General features: G+C 62.9%; 12 protein-coding genes. 5 read left to right on the forward strand and 7 right to left on the reverse strand.

All coding sequences use genetic code 11. The features are described 5' to 3' along the window. Positions 1 to 305 precede the first annotated feature (305 nt). From PWG15_RS07245 to PWG15_RS07265, 5 genes are read right to left on the reverse strand one after another with little or no spacing between them, the layout of a single operon-like run. Positions 306 to 1,517 carry a molybdopterin molybdotransferase MoeA gene (locus PWG15_RS07245; RefSeq protein ID WP_275023741.1) on the reverse strand — a complete coding sequence of 404 codons (1,212 nt, stop codon included), beginning with the start codon at positions 1,515 to 1,517 and terminating at the stop codon, positions 306 to 308. Between the two features lie 4 nt (positions 1,518 to 1,521). Continuing rightward, positions 1,522 to 2,010, reverse strand: coding sequence for a cyclic pyranopterin monophosphate synthase MoaC (gene moaC, locus PWG15_RS07250; protein ID WP_275023742.1), 489 nt, complete (start codon positions 2,008 to 2,010; stop codon positions 1,522 to 1,524). Beyond that, complete coding sequence (trpC, locus tag PWG15_RS07255) at positions 2,010 to 2,825, reverse strand: indole-3-glycerol phosphate synthase TrpC (protein WP_275023743.1); 816 nt, start codon at positions 2,823 to 2,825, stop codon at positions 2,010 to 2,012. The genes moaC and trpC overlap by 1 nt, the downstream gene beginning before the upstream one ends. A gap of 16 nt (positions 2,826 to 2,841) precedes the next feature. Next, positions 2,842 to 3,855: an anthranilate phosphoribosyltransferase gene (trpD, locus tag PWG15_RS07260; RefSeq protein WP_275023744.1), complete on the reverse strand. Its 1,014-nt coding sequence runs from the start codon at positions 3,853 to 3,855 to the stop codon at positions 2,842 to 2,844. Positions 3,856 to 3,873: 18 nt separating this feature from the next. Continuing rightward, positions 3,874 to 5,766 (reverse strand): peptidylprolyl isomerase, encoded by a 1,893-nt coding sequence (locus PWG15_RS07265; RefSeq protein WP_275023745.1) that lies wholly within the window; start codon positions 5,764 to 5,766, stop codon positions 3,874 to 3,876. A gap of 349 nt (positions 5,767 to 6,115) precedes the next feature. Between PWG15_RS07265 and PWG15_RS07270 the strand changes: the two genes are divergently transcribed. Continuing rightward, positions 6,116 to 7,762 carry a Na/Pi cotransporter family protein gene (locus PWG15_RS07270; protein ID WP_275023746.1) on the forward strand — a complete coding sequence of 549 codons (1,647 nt, stop codon included), beginning with the start codon at positions 6,116 to 6,118 and terminating at the stop codon, positions 7,760 to 7,762. Between the two features lie 10 nt (positions 7,763 to 7,772). On the opposite strand, the gene PWG15_RS07275 is transcribed toward PWG15_RS07270, so the two are convergent. After that, complete coding sequence (locus PWG15_RS07275; protein ID WP_275023747.1) at positions 7,773 to 9,536, reverse strand: hypothetical protein; 1,764 nt, start codon at positions 9,534 to 9,536, stop codon at positions 7,773 to 7,775. Positions 9,537 to 9,780: 244 nt separating this feature from the next. On the opposite strand from PWG15_RS07275, the gene glmU reads away from it, so the two are divergent. The 4 genes from glmU to PWG15_RS07295 all read left to right on the forward strand — a co-directional run bounded on the left by glmU (position 9,781) and on the right by PWG15_RS07295 (position 14,434). Next, positions 9,781 to 11,151 carry a bifunctional UDP-N-acetylglucosamine diphosphorylase/glucosamine-1-phosphate N-acetyltransferase GlmU gene (gene glmU / locus PWG15_RS07280; RefSeq protein WP_275023748.1) on the forward strand — a complete coding sequence of 457 codons (1,371 nt, stop codon included), beginning with the start codon at positions 9,781 to 9,783 and terminating at the stop codon, positions 11,149 to 11,151. A 251-nt stretch (positions 11,152 to 11,402) separates the two neighbouring features. Further along, entirely contained in the window at positions 11,403 to 13,229 is a 1,827-nt protein-coding gene (gene glmS, locus PWG15_RS07285; RefSeq protein ID WP_275023749.1) for a glutamine--fructose-6-phosphate transaminase (isomerizing), read from the forward strand. Continuing rightward, a complete protein-coding gene (locus PWG15_RS07290) occupies positions 13,229 to 13,726 on the forward strand; it encodes a GNAT family N-acetyltransferase (RefSeq protein WP_275024374.1) in 498 nt (165 codons plus the stop codon). Before glmS ends, PWG15_RS07290 begins: the two co-directional genes overlap by 1 nt. Before the next feature lie 18 nt (positions 13,727 to 13,744). After that, positions 13,745 to 14,434, forward strand: a complete 690-nt coding sequence (locus PWG15_RS07295; RefSeq protein ID WP_275023750.1) for a DUF502 domain-containing protein — start codon at positions 13,745 to 13,747, stop codon at positions 14,432 to 14,434. Positions 14,435 to 14,486: 52 nt separating this feature from the next. On the opposite strand, the gene recG is transcribed toward PWG15_RS07295, so the two are convergent. Then, positions 14,487 to 16,592 (reverse strand): ATP-dependent DNA helicase RecG, encoded by a 2,106-nt coding sequence (recG, locus tag PWG15_RS07300; RefSeq protein WP_275023751.1) that lies wholly within the window; start codon positions 16,590 to 16,592, stop codon positions 14,487 to 14,489. Positions 16,593 to 16,683 lie beyond the last annotated feature (91 nt).

A 16,683-nucleotide genomic window follows, 5' to 3' on the forward strand; every position in this document is an offset into this window, starting at 1 on the left:
TCGCGGGGTCGGGGGACGCGTTTTCTCCGGCTCGAGGCGATGGCGTCACCGTGGACTGGCCGGCCGGCCGCCCAAAAGCAAAAGGCCGGGCTAACCCGACCTTTCTCCAGATCACCGCGGGTCCGCTAGTGCATCCGTAGTCGGACGTCCTCGGCGGTGATCAAGTAGCTCCCCTTGTACAGCGCTTTCATGTCGGCGCCATGACATGGTCCACGGCTTGCACGCAGAAACAAGCTCGTCCAGGCAAGGGGCAGCTGTGGTTCGCCTGCCAATCCGGGCTCGCCCGCTGAGTGGAGTTTCTTGCTTCAGCGAAGCCTGAGGATGTCGCAGGATGCACCCAGGGGCGATCCTGCCGCGTGCGGCCGGCGCACGATCAGACAGTCGGACTGCGCGAAGACCTTCATCATCGACGAATCCTGCCGTGAGAAGGGATGCGCAACGAGGCTCCCGTCGTCGTCTCTGGTGAGACGCGCGCGCACATAGTCCTGCCTGATGTCATTGGCCGGCAGCGGGCTCGCAAGTCGCGCGGTTGCCATACGCGCGCGGGACGGCAATCGTGCGAGTTTGCGTGTCAGCGGCTCCAGGAACAGCAGTGCGCACACGAGGCTCGAGACGGGATTGCCGGGGAGGCCGAGTACGGTCGTACCTCCAAGCTTGCCCACCATCAGCGGCTTTCCCGGCCGCATGGCGATGCGCCAGAAATCGAGCGTCATGCCGCAGGAAAGGAGCGTTGCCTGAACCAGGTCATGGTCTCCGACCGACGCGCCGCCGAGCGTGACAATCACGTCGACATCGGCGGCCTGAGCCCGCGCGATCTGGGCGGCGATGGCCTGCTGGTCGTCTGCGACAATGCCGAGATCGAGGACCTCCGCACCATTGTCGCGCGCGATTGCTCCGACGCCGAAGCTGTTCGAGGCGATGATCTGGTCCGGTCCCGGCTTGCTGCCGGGAGCCATGAGCTCGTCGCCGGTCGCAAGGATTGCGACCTTCGGCCGCTTGAAAACGGGGAGATTCGCGTGGTTCATGCCCGCGGCCAGCGTCAGTCGTCCGGCATCGAGCAGGTCACCAGCCGATAGCGCCTTTTCGTCCCGCGCAAAGTCCTGTCCGGCCAAGCGGATATGGCGGCCCTTGCCGGGCACGAACTTGGTGCGAATCCGGTCTTCCGCCAGGCGCTCGGTGTCTTCCTGGATGATCACGGTGTCGGCACCGGCGGGCAGGGGCGCTCCGGTGAAGATGCGCACCGCCTGTCCGCGCTCCACCTCTCCCTTGAAACCATGGCCGGCAGCGGATTGGCCGATCACGGCAAGTTCCGCGCCAATGGTCTCGATATCCTGATGGCGAACCGCATAGCCGTCCATCGCCGAATTGTCGAAGGCGGGATGGGTAACAAGGGCCGAGATATCCTCGGCAAGGACGCGGCCGACAGCGTCGTGAAGACCGACATGCTCTGTCAGAGGCCTCGGGGTTGCGCTGCCAAGAATTCGGTCGAGCGCATCTTCGACGGACAGCAGCGACATGACCTCAGTTCCCTTCGCGCCGAAAGTCGCCGGAGCGGCCGCCGGACTTGCTGACGACCTGGATCCCGCCGATCTCCATTTCGCGATCCGCGGCCTTCGCCATATCGTAGACCGTAAGGCACGCGACGCTCACAGCCGTCAGCGCTTCCATTTCGACGCCGGTGCGACCGGTGAGCTTGGCGAGCGCCTCGACACGGAGACCGGGAAGCGTTGGATCGGGCGTGATGTCGACGGTAACCTTCGTCAGCATCAGCGGGTGGCAGAGCGGAATGAGATTGGCGGTCTGCTTGGCGGCCATGATGCCGGCGAGCCGCGCCGTGCCGATGACATCACCCTTCTTCGCATCGCCTTCGAGAATGAGCGTCAGCGTTTCCGACTTCATGCGCACATGACCCTCGGCGACGGCAATGCGCACCGTTTCTGCCTTGTCGCCGACATCGACCATGTTCGCTTCGCCGCTGCCACCAAGATGTGTGAGCGTCGGCTTACCCATCACTCGGCCGCCAGCGTGCTTGCAGTGCCGGTCAGCAAGGTGCGCGTGGCGGATTCGACATCGCTCTTGCGCATCAGGCTTTCGCCGACGAGGAAGGTGGTGATGCCGCTCTTTTCCAGGCGCTGGCAATCCTCATGGGTGAAAATTCCGCTTTCGCCGACCAGCAGCCGGTCGGAAGGGACCATGCTCGCCAGCTGCTCGGAGACAGCGAGGTCCACCTCGAAGGTGCGCAAATTGCGGTTGTTGATGCCGACTAGCGGGGAGGCGAGCTTGAGCGCCCGTTCCATTTCCTCGGCGTCGTGCACCTCGATCAGCACATCCATGCCTAGCTCGAAGGCCGCCTCTTCAAGCCGGCGGGCATCGTCATCGCTGAGTGACGCCATGATCAGCAGGATGCAATCCGCGCCCCAGGCCCGAGCCTCGAACACCTGGTAGCTGTCGAACATGAAGTCCTTGCGAAGGGCAGGCAAAGCGCAGGCCGCGCGGGCGGCTTCCAGGAAGACGGGCGCGCCTTGAAAGCTCGGCGCATCCGTCAGCACCGAGAGACAGGCGGCACCACCCGCTTCATAGGCCGTGGCGAGCGCCGGCGGGTCGAAGTCCGGGCGAATGAGCCCTTTGGACGGACTTGCCTTCTTGATCTCTGCGATCAGCCCGAATGTACCGGCGGCCTTGCGCGCGGCGAGCGCGGCATGAAAGCCACGCGGCGCAGACTGTTCGGCGATACGCGCCTTGAGTTCGGAAAGCGGCGTCTGTGCTTTCGCAGCCGCGATCTCGTCGCGCTTGTAGGCTTCGATCTTGCGCAGGATATCCGTCATCGTTGCCGATCCTTCCTCAGGCCGCGTTCGAAACGCTGATCAGGCGCTGCAGCGCCATCTTGGCGCCGCCGCTCGAAAGCGACTGGCGGGCGAGCGCCATGCCCTCGCCGAGGTCCTTTGCCCGTCCGGCTATCATCAGAGATGCCGCAGCATTGGCAAGGGAAATGTCCCGGTAGGCGTTCTCGGCGCCATCGAGCACAGCCTGCAGCGCAACGGCATTGTGCGCGCCGTCGCCACCCTTCAGTGCATCGAGCGTCACGGTCTGAAGGCCGAAATCGGCCGGCGTCAGCGTGAAAGTCGAGATCTTGCCGTCTTCGAGGGCGGCGACCTGCGTCGTCCCGGTCGTGGTTATCTCGTCGAGGCCCTCGCCGTGAACGACCCAGACATTTTTGGAGCCGAGATCGCGCAACACCTCGGCGAGGGGCTGTACCCACTGCGGCGCATACACACCGACCAACTGTCGCTTGACGCCCGCCGGATTGGAGAGCGGGCCGAGCAAGTTGAAGATCGTGCGTGTGCCAAGCTCCACACGCGTGGGGCCGACATGGCGCATTGCCGAATGATGCTGTTGTGCGAACATGAAGCCGACGCCGGCCTCGCGAATGCACTGCGAGATCGCCTCCGGGCCGATGTCGAGCTTGACGCCGAGGCACGAGAGCGCGTCGGCGGTGCCCGACTTCGAGCTCAGCGCGCGGTTGCCGTGCTTGGCGACGGGTACGCCGGCACCGGCGACGATGAGCGAAGCGAGCGTCGAGATGTTGTAGGTACCGGCGCCGTCGCCGCCGGTTCCGACGATGTCGACGGCGTCAGCAGGTGCATCCACCGGCAGCATGCGGGCACGCATGGCGCCGACCGCTCCGACGATCTCGTCGACCGTTTCGCCGCGCACGCGCAGTGCCATCAGGAAGCCACCGATCTGTGAAGGCGTCGCTGCCCCCGACATGATGATTTCGAATGCGGCACGCGCGTCTTCGCGGTTCAGCGCCTCACGGGCGGCCACCTTGGCGACGAATGGCTTCAGATCACTCATCAGTTGTTTCCTCGAAGCCTATCGTTGCGCAATTGCGGTTTCGCCGAGCGTCTGGTTGATCGTCACGCCGTAGGCGGCCTGCAGCGTGGCGACCATCTGGTCGACAATATCTTCGCCGCTGAGGCGGGCCAGAGCCTCGATCTGACGGCTATCGTCCTGCAGGGCGTCCGTCGGCCCGCTATCCTCGACGGCCGTCACCTGCAAGAGCACCTGTCCCTCGCCACCGATGCCGGCAGCGTTGGTGACAAAGCCGTTCGGGCCCGAGAAAGCAGCGACGACGGCGGCCGGGCTGAGGGCGGCGTCCGAAGTGGAGCGCATCAGGCCGGACTTCGTTTCGACGGTAAGGCCGAGTTCATTGGCAATGTCGGCAAGCTTGGCACCCTGCTCGAGACGCTGCTTCAGCTCACCCGCCTTCTTGGCAAGCGCTGCGCGCTGCTGTTCGGCCATCCAGTCGGCGCCGATTTCGTCGCGAGCCTCGTCCAGCGTACGATCACGCGCGGGGGTAACTTCGTCGAGGTCGAACCAGACATAGCCGTCGCGGCCGACATTGACGGGCAGCGTTTCTGCGCCGACATCCGCCTTGAAGACTTCCTGCAGAAGGGCTGCCTGCTCCGGCAGACCGGCAACGTCGTCGCCGTTCTTGTCCTTGCCGGTTGCATCGATCGCATCGATTGTCACCAGCTTCAGCTTGAGCTGGTCGGCCACTTCCTTGATCGGAGCCCCGGAAGCGCGCTCGTCCTCGATCTTGTCGTGAAGGCGCATGACTTCCTCGCTCGCCGCGGAAAGCGCGATGTCCTTGCGCAGCTCTTCCTTGACTTCGTCGAAGCTGCGTACCGCTTCCGGCCGGATATTCGTCACGCGGAGAATGACCGGGCCGAAGGCGCCGTCGACAACCGGGGATACGCCGCCGTCTGCGGCAAGCGCGAAGGCCGCTTCGGCGACCTTGGCATCAGGTACGCGATCCTTGGTGAACTCGCCGAGAAGGACGTCGGCCGACGTCTTGCCTTCGGCCTTCACCAGATCATCGAAGCTTGTGCCGGAGGAGAGCTTGGCTGCTGCGGCGTCGGCCGCTGCGCGCGACGGGAAGGTGAGCTGCTCGATGGTCCGCGTCGCAACGGTGCGGAAGCTCTCCTTGCGCCGGTCATACTCGGCGCGCATCTCATCGTCCGTCACTGTTGCAGTGTCGGCGACGTCGACCGGCTCGAGCTTTACATAGCTGACCTTACGATATTCGGGGGCGCGGTAGTTCGCCTTGCGGGCATCGTACCAAGGCGTCAGCACGTCGTCGCCCGGTGCCTTCACAGCATCGATATTTGCGTTCGAGAGCAGCAGGTAGTCGACCGTCCGCTTTTCGTGGCGGTAGGCGCCGATCGCGTCGGTCAGAACCTTGGGAGCGGCATAGCCGTCCGAGAGCGCGTCGACGATTTGCGAGCGGATCGCCGTCTGGCTCTGGCTGTTGATGTAGTCCTGTTCGCGCAGGCCGGCGTTGCGCAGGACGCTCGAGAACGTCAGACGGTCGAACTGGCCATTGACGCTGTGGAACGCCGGATCGTCGGCGATCAGCTTGGCCAGCCGGTCCTGCGACAGGCCAAGGTTCATGTCGTCGGCCAGCTGATCGAGAGCAGCACCTGCGACAACCTGCGAATAGACCCGCTGTTCGATGCCGAAGGCGCGTGCCTGTTGCGGCGTCAGCCGCGTGCCGAGTTGGCGGGAGGCCTGAGCCAGCATGGTTTCATAGCTGAGCCGGAACTCCGGCGCCTTGACCTTGACGTCGCCGACGACCACCACCGCATCCGATTGGTTCGTCATTGTCAGCGATGAGCCGCCCCACACCATGAACGACAGCACGAGAATGACTAGCAGGCCTTTGACAACCCAGGTCTGGGCGGCAGTTCTCAGGAATTCGAGCATGGGGGCAGAAACCTCGTTGCAATGCGGCGGCCATTGGCCAAACGAATTCGTTCCTTAAAACAAACGAAACAGGAAATGAAGGGTCGTTTGCCGCAAATTGCGCGCACTCACGGGATCGTTGGTCGATCCCGATCGCCCGGTTTTCAGCGCTTGCCACCGTGCGCATTGCAGCGTGCGCGTGAGATGGCCGGTCGGCCGGCGGCCCATTGGGCGCGCGCAGCACAATCCGTGTCGGATTCATTAGCCGGCAATCGAAATTTATCTGTCAGATTGTGTCGAATAAGCCTTGGAACTGTGGTTCTGTTGCAAGGCAAGGGGCGATTCTGAAGACCCCACAGGAAGGCATGCCATGCAGTCGACAATCGTGATGGTCAATCTTTTTGGAGCAGTCGCACTGCTGCTCTTCGGCCTGTCGCTCGTCAAGGATGGCGTGACACGCGCCTTCGGTGCGCGCTTGCGCACCGGCCTCGCACAAGGAACCAACGGGGCTGTGCGCTCTTTCGCGACCGGGCTTGTCGCGACGCTGGCCCTGCAGAGTTCGACGGCCACCGCCTTGATGACCGCTTCCTTCGTGGAGAAGGGGCTCGTGCGTTCGCGCATGGCGCAGATCGTTCTGCTCGGCGCCAATGTCGGGACGGCCATGACTGCCTGGATCGTCGCGACCGGCATCGAGTGGCTGTCGCCGCTGGTGATCCTCGTCGGCGTGGTTTTGCACCGCGCCAGCCGCTCGAACGCCCGCCAGGGTCTCGGGGCGGCCCTTGTCGGCATCGGCCTCATGCTGCTGTCGTTGCACCTGCTGGGCTCGGCGACCGAGCCGATGCGTGATTCTCCGGCGCTCGCCGCCTTTCTCGGCATGCTCGACAGTGCCTGGCCCGTCGCGCTCCTCATATCTGCCGGGCTTGCCTTTGCTTCGTCCTCCAGCCTGGCCGTCGTCATGCTGGTGCTGTCACTTTCGTCCGCGGGCATTCTCACGGTGGGGCTGACGGTGGCGCTCGTGCTTGGCGCCAATCTCGGAGGAGCGATCCCGCCAGTCATGGCGACCTTGGCTTCAGCCCCGTCCGCGCGCCGTGTCACTCTCGGCAATCTCGCCATTCGCGCAGTCGGCTGCCTGATCGCGCTGCCGCTGACGAGCATGAGCGTCGAATTTCTGCAGAGCCTGCCGCTGCCGCGCCAGAACCTGCCGGTTGATATCCATCTCGCCTTCAATCTCGCCGTCGCGATCCTCGCCTGGCCTTTTGCCGGCTTGTTGTCGCAACTGATGGTCCGCTTCGTTCCCGACACGGAGACGGAAGAGAGCGGGCCGCGCTATCTCGATGAAAATGCCCTGCATACGCCGGTCATGGCGCTTTCCGGAGCGACCCGGGAGGTACTGCGGGTGGGCGATCTCGTCGAAACGATGCTGATGCGCGCGGCCAACGCTTTCGAGAACAACGATCTGTCGGAAATTCGCGACATCGCCAAGTTCGAGAAGCAGGTCGACCAGCTGCAGCAGGAAGTGAAGATCTTTCTGTCTCGGCTCGGGCGCGATGGCTTGAGCCAGGAAGATGGCCGGCGCTCGATCGTCATCATCGACTACGCCATCAACCTCGAACATATGGGCGATATCATCGAGAAGGGCCTTTGCGAGGAGATCGGCAAGAAGGTCAACAACGGTCTGAAGTTCTCGGAGGAGGGCTATCAGGAGCTGAAAAGCCTGTTCAATCTTACGATCGACAATCTTCGCGTTGCCCAATCCATTTTCGTCAGCCGCAATGCCGATCTCGCCCGGCAGCTCATCGAGGTGAAGGTGAGCGTTCGCCACATGGAGAAGCGTTCGGCCGAGCGGCATATCGAGCGGTTGCGCGACGGGCTGGTCCAGAGCCTGCAGACCAGCTCGCTGCATCTCGACATGTTGCGGGATCTCAAGCGCGTCAACGCGCATATCGCGTCCGTCGCCTATCCGATCCTCGAGGAGAACGGGCTCTTGACCGAGAGCCGTTTGCGGCCCGAGGCCTAGCCGTCAAATCTCAGGAGCCGGCGGCGGGCGTCACGGCCTTTAGCTCGTTGCGGATGAAGGCGTCGTAGCATCTCGTCAGCGTCACGCGGCTATGGCCGGGCTCGAGGCTCGGCTGATAGAGCGAAAGCAGCATGCGATTGACGTTGGTGACCGGACAAGTCGGTACGAGCGCGATGTCGAGTGAACGGATGGCGGTGCGGACATCTTCATCCGGTGCAGGGACGGCGCGGAAAGGATCGGCGCCGATCGCGACATGTTTCGGGGCGCGGCGATCCATCAGCCACGGAAACGGATTGGTAAAGTCGATGTTGAGGATCGTCTCGAAACGCACGCCGTTTGCCGCCTCATAAGTGCGCATCGCATCGATGGCCACATCCACATTCGTCAGCCAACCGGCCTGAAAATCGAAATCGCTGTAAAGCAGGAAGGACGGCAGCTCGCCGGCATCCGCCAAGGCGTCGAATGCTGGGCGCTGCATTGCATAGACATCACGCAGGCGCTCGGCGCGCAGTGCGAGAATCGGCCGCAGATTGACCGCTCCCATCGTTTTGAGGTTCCGGCTCTCAAGAGGTACATTGTTGACGGCGCCGATCCAGGCACGAGCGCTCTTTTGAACGACGGCCGTGGCTGGCGGCAGCGCTGCGGCCAGAGCAAGAACGGCCACTGTGATCGCACGGGGTTTGGATGCGCTGCCGCTCACTTCGTCGACAGCGATTTTCAGCAGCAAAGGCAGCAGAAAGATAAAGGCCTGGCTGCCAGTGTTCTGGCTTTCGAAAAGAATGCCGGCGAGGACGAAGGCAGCCAGCCAGAGGAACGGCTGGTTGATAACGTCCGCAAGTGCCGACACTGAGGGTCGCCCACCAAGCTGTCGCAAGCACCGGACGAAGGATGGAAGGTGCACTGCGAAAAGCACCAGCGCGAGCAGTCCGGCCGGAACAAGCAGGCCGGCATTGAGCGACGCTGCCTGCAGCAGGCGCGGCAACAGGCTGCCGTCATTGAGGGCGAGCAGCGCCAGTATGTCGTCAATGTAGGCAGACACCACGCCCATCGAAATCTCGACCAAGCCCAGCACGGCAAAGAACAGCAACGCTGCGGCTATCGCTGATTTTAGAGCGATACGGCCTGCGGCAAACGCCATCAGGCAAAGAACCGTGCCGGCGACAACGCCCGTGATCTTCACGAAGAAGAGAGAGGCCATCGCCGCTGCAACGACGAACACGAGGACACGGCGGTCGCGAACATGAACCAATGCCGCTGCCAGCACGTAAAGGAGCTGGCAGACCTGTCGGTTGTAGATGCCGAAGCCGTCGGAGCCGGGATAGGGGTAGAAATCGCCGGTGTTGAACGGCAGCGCCGAAAAGACCAGGAATGGCAGCAGGAGCGCGTAGGCAAGCCGCGCCGAGCGCCTTTGCACGTCGAAGATGACGAGCGCCATCATCGGCCCGGTGACGACAAGCAGACACCAGCTCGCCAGCAACAACGGCTGGCCGTTGGGAAAGGTGCCCTGCAGACCCGTGAACAGGTAATAGCCAAGCGCACCGACCGGCGTGAAAAAGTCGACGGACGGCACTTGCCCGTCCCGTATGCGATTGGCGGCATCGAGGTAAAGATAGTGATCCCAGAACATCGGGCCGATCGGCTGCGGGATCGTGATGGAGAGCAGCAGCGCGAGCACACCAAGAGTGAAAACAAGCAGAAACAGCGGTGAGCGGACGAAAGTGAGGGCCACGCTCACCGGTCGTGCCTGTACATCCGGTTCGGTACGGCTATGCATCGCTGTTTCGTCTCCCCCTGGGAGCGATGCACCCGCACTGCTTGCTGACACAGGCTCCGCGCCTTCTTATGCCATCATCCGGTTTTAAGCCGGTTAATGCGACGTGATTGTGCGAATTATGCTTCTCGCAATATCTTGGAGATACCACAGCACCGAATCGTGCGTGATTTTGTACTTGAGGCGATTTCGATTTAAGAAATTGCGCAGGAGGCGTCGGCCTCGGGAAAACCAAGGAGAGTATTGTATGGAACGGACGTGCCTGGCCATCATTCTGGCTGCGGGTGAAAGCACGCGGATGAAGTCGTCCATGTCGAAGGTGCTGCATCCGGTCGCTGGCCGGCCGATGATCGCGCATGTCGTCCAGGCGCTGGCAAGCGCCTCGATTTCCGATATCGCCCTGGTGGTCGGCCGTGATGCGGAAGCCGTTTCGGCGGCGGCCGATGTCGGCGACGTGTCGGTCTCTTCCTATCTCCAGAAGGAACGGCTGGGCACGGGTCATGCAGTGCTGGCCGCCCGTGACGCCATCGCCAAGGGCTATGACGATGTTCTCGTCGTCTTCGGCGACACGCCGCTGATCACGCCGGAACCGCTCAAGGCCGCACGCGAAGGGCTTGCCGCCGGCAACGACGTGGTGGTGATCGGCTTTGAGGCAGCGGATCCGTCGGGCTATGGCCGCCTGATCGTCAAGGACGGTGCCTTGCTCGCCATTCGCGAACACAAGGATGCGACCGAAGAGGAGCGCCGCATCACCTATTGCAATGGCGGACTGATGGCGATCGACGGGCGCAAGGCGCTTGGCCTGCTTGGGCGCATCGGCAACGCCAACGTCAAGGGCGAATATTATCTCACGGATCTCGTCGAGATCGTGCGCGAGATCGGCGGACGGGCGATCGCGGTCGAGGCGCCCGAGGAGGAGCTGACCGGCTGCAACACACGTGCCGAGCTCGCCTTCATCGAGCGGCTCTGGCAGCAGCGCCGCCGTCACGCACTCATGTTGTCGGGCGTATCGATGATCGCGCCGGAAACGGTGTTTCTCGCCTGGGATACCGTGCTCGAACAGGATGTGCTGATCGAGCCGAATGTCGTCTTCGGTCCCGGCGCACGCGTCGAGAGCGGTGCGATCATCCACGCTTTCTCGCATGTCGAGGGCGCGACGGTCCGGGCAGGGGCGACGGTCGGTCCTTTTGCCCGGCTGCGTCCGGGCGCCGATCTCGGTGAAAAGTCGAAGGTTGGCAATTTCTGCGAGGTCAAGAAGGCGGAGATCGGTGCCGGCGCCAAGGTTAATCACCTGACCTATATCGGCGACGCCTTTGTCGGCGCGGGTTCGAACATCGGTGCCGGTACGATCACCTGCAATTATGATGGCGTGAACAAGCATGAGACCCGGATCGGCGAAAATGCCTTCATCGGGTCGAATTCGTCGCTGGTTGCACCGGTGTCGATCGGTGATGGCGCCCTGGTCGCCTCCGGCAGCGTTATTACCGAGGATGTTCCGGCCGATGCCGTTGCCTTCGGTCGCGCGCGCCAGGAGATCAAGCCGGGTCGGGCGCGGCTGTTGCGCGAGCGCTATCAGGCTGTGAAAGCGGCCAAGAAGGCTGCGAAAGCGGCCGAGTAGATCTACCGCGCGCCAGGCGCCTTATCGGATGCGTAAAGGTCGCCGTGGCGCTTTGATTGTGGCCTGTCTTGTTCCTTGAATCGGCTGCGTTTCAAGGAAACTTGCAGAGCGTTAAATACTGAAACCGAAAGTGAAATCGGTGCGGATTGCCTGGCCCGGCAAATGCTTTACCAAGGCAGCACCACGGGCGGGACAACTGCCTTTATCGGCTGAGGCGCCGCGACGGGCGCGGGGACAAATCGGAGACGACTATGTGCGGTATTGTTGGCATCGTTGGCAACCAGCCGGTATCGGAGCGCCTGGTCGATGCGCTGACGCGCCTCGAATACCGCGGCTATGATTCCGCCGGTGTTGCGACCATCAATGGCGGCGCGCTGGAGCGCCGGCGCGCCGAAGGCAAGCTCGTCAATCTCGAGATCAAGCTTCGCGAAGAGCCGCTGGCTGGCACCATCGGCATTGCCCACACGCGTTGGGCGACCCACGGTGCGCCGACCGAGCGCAACGCCCATCCGCACTTTACCGACGGGGTCGCCGTCGTCCACAACGGCATTATCGAGAACTTCGCCGAACTGAAGGACGAATTGATCGCCGACGGCGCCAAGTTCCAGACGGACACCGACACCGAGGTCGTCGCGCATCTGCTCTCCAGGTTCCGCCGTGATGGCCTTGGGCGGCGCGAGGCGATGCATGCGATGCTGACGCGGGTCACCGGAGCCTATGCGCTCGCCGTGCTTTTTGAGGACGATCCGTCGACGATCATGGCGGCGCGCAACGGTCCGCCGCTGGCAATCGGCCACGGCAGGGGCGAGATGTTCCTCGGCTCCGACGCGATCGCGCTTTCGCCCTTTACCAACGAGATCACCTACCTGATCGACGGCGACTGGGCGGTGATCGGCGCAAACGGCGTGCATATTTTCGATCTGGAAGGCAATGTCGTCGATCGCCCGAAGCAGATCTCGTCGGCCGCCGCCTATATGATCGACAAGGGCAATCACCGGCACTTCATGGAAAAGGAGATTTATGAACAGCCGGAGGTGATCGCGCACGCGCTCAGCCACTACATCGATTTTGCCGGCAACCGCATCAAGACACTGGCCGACACGATCGACTTTGCCAAGGTTCCGAGCCTGGCGATTTCCGCCTGCGGCACGGCCTATCTCGCCGGCCTCGTCGGCAAATACTGGTTCGAGCGTTATGCCCGTCTCCCGGTTGAAATCGACGTCGCCTCCGAGTTCCGCTACCGCGAAATTCCGTTGTCACCGCAGTCGGCAGCGCTGTTCATCTCGCAGTCGGGCGAAACCGCCGACACGCTTGCCTCGCTACGCTACTGCAAGGAGCTGGGTTTGAAGATCGGCGCGGTCGTCAACACGCGCGAATCGACGATCGCACGCGAGTCCGACGCCGTGTTCCCGATCCTTGCAGGCCCGGAGATCGGGGTCGCCTCCACCAAGGCTTTCACCTGCCAGCTTGCCGTGCTGGCGTCGCTGGCGATCGGCGCCGGGCGCGCCCGCGGCACTGTGAGCGCAGACGAAGAGCAGGCGCTGGTTCGCTATCTCGCCGAAATGCCGCGCATCATGGGCCAGGTCCTGAACGCCATCCAGCCGCAAATCGAGCTTCTGTCGCGCGAGTTGTCGAAGTGCCGCGACGTGCTTTATCTCGGCCGCGGCACCAGCTTCCCGCTCGCCATGGAAGGCGCACTCAAGCTCAAGGAAATCTCCTACATTCATGCCGAAGGCTATGCCGCCGGCGAGCTGAAGCACGGGCCGATCGCACTGATCGACGAAAACATGCCGGTCATCGTCATCGCCCCGCATGACCGCTTTTACGAGAAGACGGTTTCCAACATGCAGGAAGTGGCGGCCCGCGGCGGCCGGATCATTCTGATCACCGACGAGAAGGGCGCTGCCGCCTCAAAACTCGAAACGATGGCGACGATCGTGCTGCCTCACGTCGACGAGGTCATCGCACCGATGATCTTCTCGCTGCCGATCCAGTTGCTCGCCTATCACACGGCGGTGTTCATGGGCACCGACGTCGACCAGCCCCGCAACCTCGCCAAGTCGGTGACCGTCGAATGATTTACGTCCGGCACGAGCGCCCAGGAGATGAGAAGGCGATCCGCGACGTGACCGCGGCTGCCTTCGAAGGGCATCCCCATAGTGATCAAAGCGAGCCCTTCATCATCGAACGCCTGCGCGAAGCCGGTGCGCTGAGCGTCTCGCTGGTTGCCGAGATGGACGATGCGATTGTCGGGCACGTCGCCTTTTCGCCCGTTACCCTTACGCCGGCAGAAACCGGCTGGTTCGGGCTTGGTCCGGTCTCCGTCAAGCCGGACGTTCAGGCACAGGGCATCGGCAGACAGCTGATCCTCGAGGGGCTCGAATGGCTGAGGGCAGAAGGGGCTGCCGGCTGCGTCGTCGTCGGCGATCCTGCTTATTATCAAAAGTTCGGCTTCCGCAACGAATCGGCTCTTGTATTCCCCGGTTGTGCGCCGCAATATTTCATGGCGCTGGCTCTTACCGGCGCCATGGCTGCGGGCACGGTCGCCTATCATCCGGCCTTTGCGGTCGAGTGAGGTTAAGACGGAAGAAGCATGGCGGAACACTCAAAACGCGGCTATATCGGCACCCGGCTGCGCAACTACTTCCTGACTGGCCTGATCATCTGCGCACCGGTGGCGATCACCGTCTGGCTCGTGCGCACGTTCATCGATTGGGCCGACGGTTGGGTGAAGCCGTATCTGCCGAACTTCTACAATCCGGACACCTATTCGCCCGTCGCCATTCCCGGCTTCGGGTTGCTCGTTGCCATTTTCGTGATCACGTTCGTCGGCTTCATGACCGCAAACCTCGTCGGGCGGTCGATCGTCAATTTCGCCGAGTCGCTGGTCAATCGAACGCCGCTCGTCCGCACGATCTACAAGTCGACGAAACAGATCTTCCAGACCGTGCTGCAGGAGCAGTCATCGTCCTTCAAGAAGGCTGGACTGATCGAGTATCCGAGCCCGGGCCTCTGGTCGCTCGTGTTCATCGCGACCGACGTTAAAGGCGAAATCGCCTCCATATTCGACGAGCGCGGCATGGACATGGTGGCGGTGTTCCTGCCGCCGACCCCGATCCCGACGGCGGGGTTCCTGCTGTTCGTCCCGCGTGACAAGATCACCTTCCTAGAAATGAACGCGGAAGATGCTGCCAAGCTGCTGATTTCAGGTGGCCTGGTGACGCCCGACTACAAGCCGCTTGCCAATGCGCCGCTGAAGATCGGCCAGCAGAAAACTGCGTGACGCGTTAAACGCCGCTTGTAACGGAAAACCGTTCAGACTTTTCCGGGAAATGCTAGCCGGCCCGCAGGAAGCGGATCGCCTCGTCGCGCCGGTAGAGGTAGAGCAACGTCCGAAGCGCTTCGCCGCGTTCCGACGTCAGATCCGGGTCGCGCTCGATCACGTAGGCGGCGTCTTTACGGGCGATTTCCAGGAGATCGCCATGGGCTTCCAGGCTGGCGATGCGGAAGCCCGGCGTGCCCGACTGGCGCGTACCGAGCAACTCGCCTTCGCCGCGCAGCTTCAGGTCTTCCTCGGCGATCAGGAAGCCGTCCTCGCTGTCGCGCAGTATCGAGAGCCGTGATCGGCCATTCTCGCTGAGCGGTCCCTTGTAGAGCAGGATGCAGGTCGAAGCCTCGTCGCCGCGCCCGACACGGCCGCGCAACTGATGGAGCTGGGCAAGGCCGAAGCGCTCCGCATGTTCGATCACCATGATCGTCGCATCGGGCACGTCGACGCCGACTTCGACGACGGTGGTGGCGACCAGCAAGCGGATCTCGCCATTCTTGAAGGCGAGCATGACGGCGTCCTTCTCGGCCCCATTCATGCGGCCATGCACGAGGCCGACATTGTTGCCGAAGCGCTTGGCAAGACCTTCGTATCTTTCCTCGGCCGACATGACGTCGACGGCTTCCGACTCCTCGACGAGCGGGCAGATCCAGTAGGCCTTCTTGCCTTCGCGAAGGGCGGCGTCCAGCCGATCGACGATATCGCCGGTACGCTCCGTCGGAATCGTCACCGTCTGGATCGGCTTCCGACCGGCAGGCTTCTCGGTCAGCTTCGAGACATCCATGTCGCCGAAGGCCGCGAGCACCAGCGTGCGCGGGATCGGCGTTGCTGTCATGACAAGCATGTGCGGCGAGATCCCCTTGGCGGTGAGGCGCAGGCGCTGGTGAACGCCGAAGCGGTGCTGTTCGTCCACCACCGCCAACGTCAATTCCTTGTAGTTCACCGTATCCTGGAAAAGTGCGTGCGTGCCGATCACCATCCGTGTCTCGCCGGAGGCGATGCGGTCGAGGATGGCATCGCGTTCCTTGCCCTTGGTGCGGCCGGTCAGGACGTCGATCGTGATGCCGGCCGGTGCCGCCATTCTGGCAAGGGTTGCATGGTGTTGCCGGGCGAGGATTTCGGTCGGCGCCATCAGGACCGCCTGGCCGCCGGATTCGACGGCCGCGAGCATCGACATCAGCGCCACCATCGTCTTGCCGGAGCCGACATCGCCTTGCAGCAGCCGCAGCATGCGCTCGGTGCCTGCCATGTCCTTGAGGATGTCGGCAATGGCCGTGGACTGGCTCGCCGTCAGCGAAAAGGGAAGGGCGCCGATGACGGGCCGGGACAGCGCGCCGGTGGCGTGGACTGGAATACCTGCGACCTTGCGAAGGCGCTGTCGGACGAGCGCCAATGACAGTTGCCCGGCAAGAAACTCGTCATAGGCCAGGCGGCGGCGTGCGGGTGCTTGTGGATCGATATCCGTTGCGTCCCGGGGATCATGCAACGCCCGGAAGCTCTCAACCGCACTGGCGAAGCCCTGCTTGGTAAGCAGCGCATCATCCACCCACTCCGGCATTTCCGGAACGCGGGCGACGGCCGCCTCGATCGACTTGCGCAATGTTCGCGGCGAAAGCCCGGCGGTCAGACCATAGACCGGCTCAACCAGCGGCAGGTTTTCCGCCTCGCTTGCCCGTACCGCGTAATCCGGATGAACCATGGAAGGACGGCCGTTGAACCAGTCGACCTTGCCGCTGACGATTACGGTCTCGTCGACGGGCAGCGACTTTTCCAGCCAGTTGCCCTTGACCCGGAAGTAGGTGAGCGCCAGTTCGCCGGTCTCGTCATGCAGGAAGACGCGATAGGGCAGATTGGGTTTGCCGCGCGGCGGCGGCTGGTGCCGATCGACCCGCCCGGTAATCGTCACGATGACCCCTTGCGGCGCATGGGCAATGCCGGGCTGCTGGCGGCGATCGATCAGCGAATGCGGCGCGTGGAAGACAAGGTCGACGACACGGCAATCCTCGATCGTTTCACGACCGAGCAGCTTGGCATAGAGCTCGCCGATCTTCGGGCCGATGCCAGGAAGTGTGTCGAGCAATGAGAAGAGCGGGTCGAGCAGGGCGGGACGCATGGTGATGAAATTGCGATGATAAATCGGGCTTTGGCAAGGCTGACAATCACCTATTCAGAGTTTATAGAGCCCAGTGACGACAAACCGTAGC

Source organism: Ensifer adhaerens, assembly GCF_028993555.1.
GTDB lineage: Bacteria > Pseudomonadota > Alphaproteobacteria > Rhizobiales > Rhizobiaceae > Ensifer > Ensifer adhaerens_I.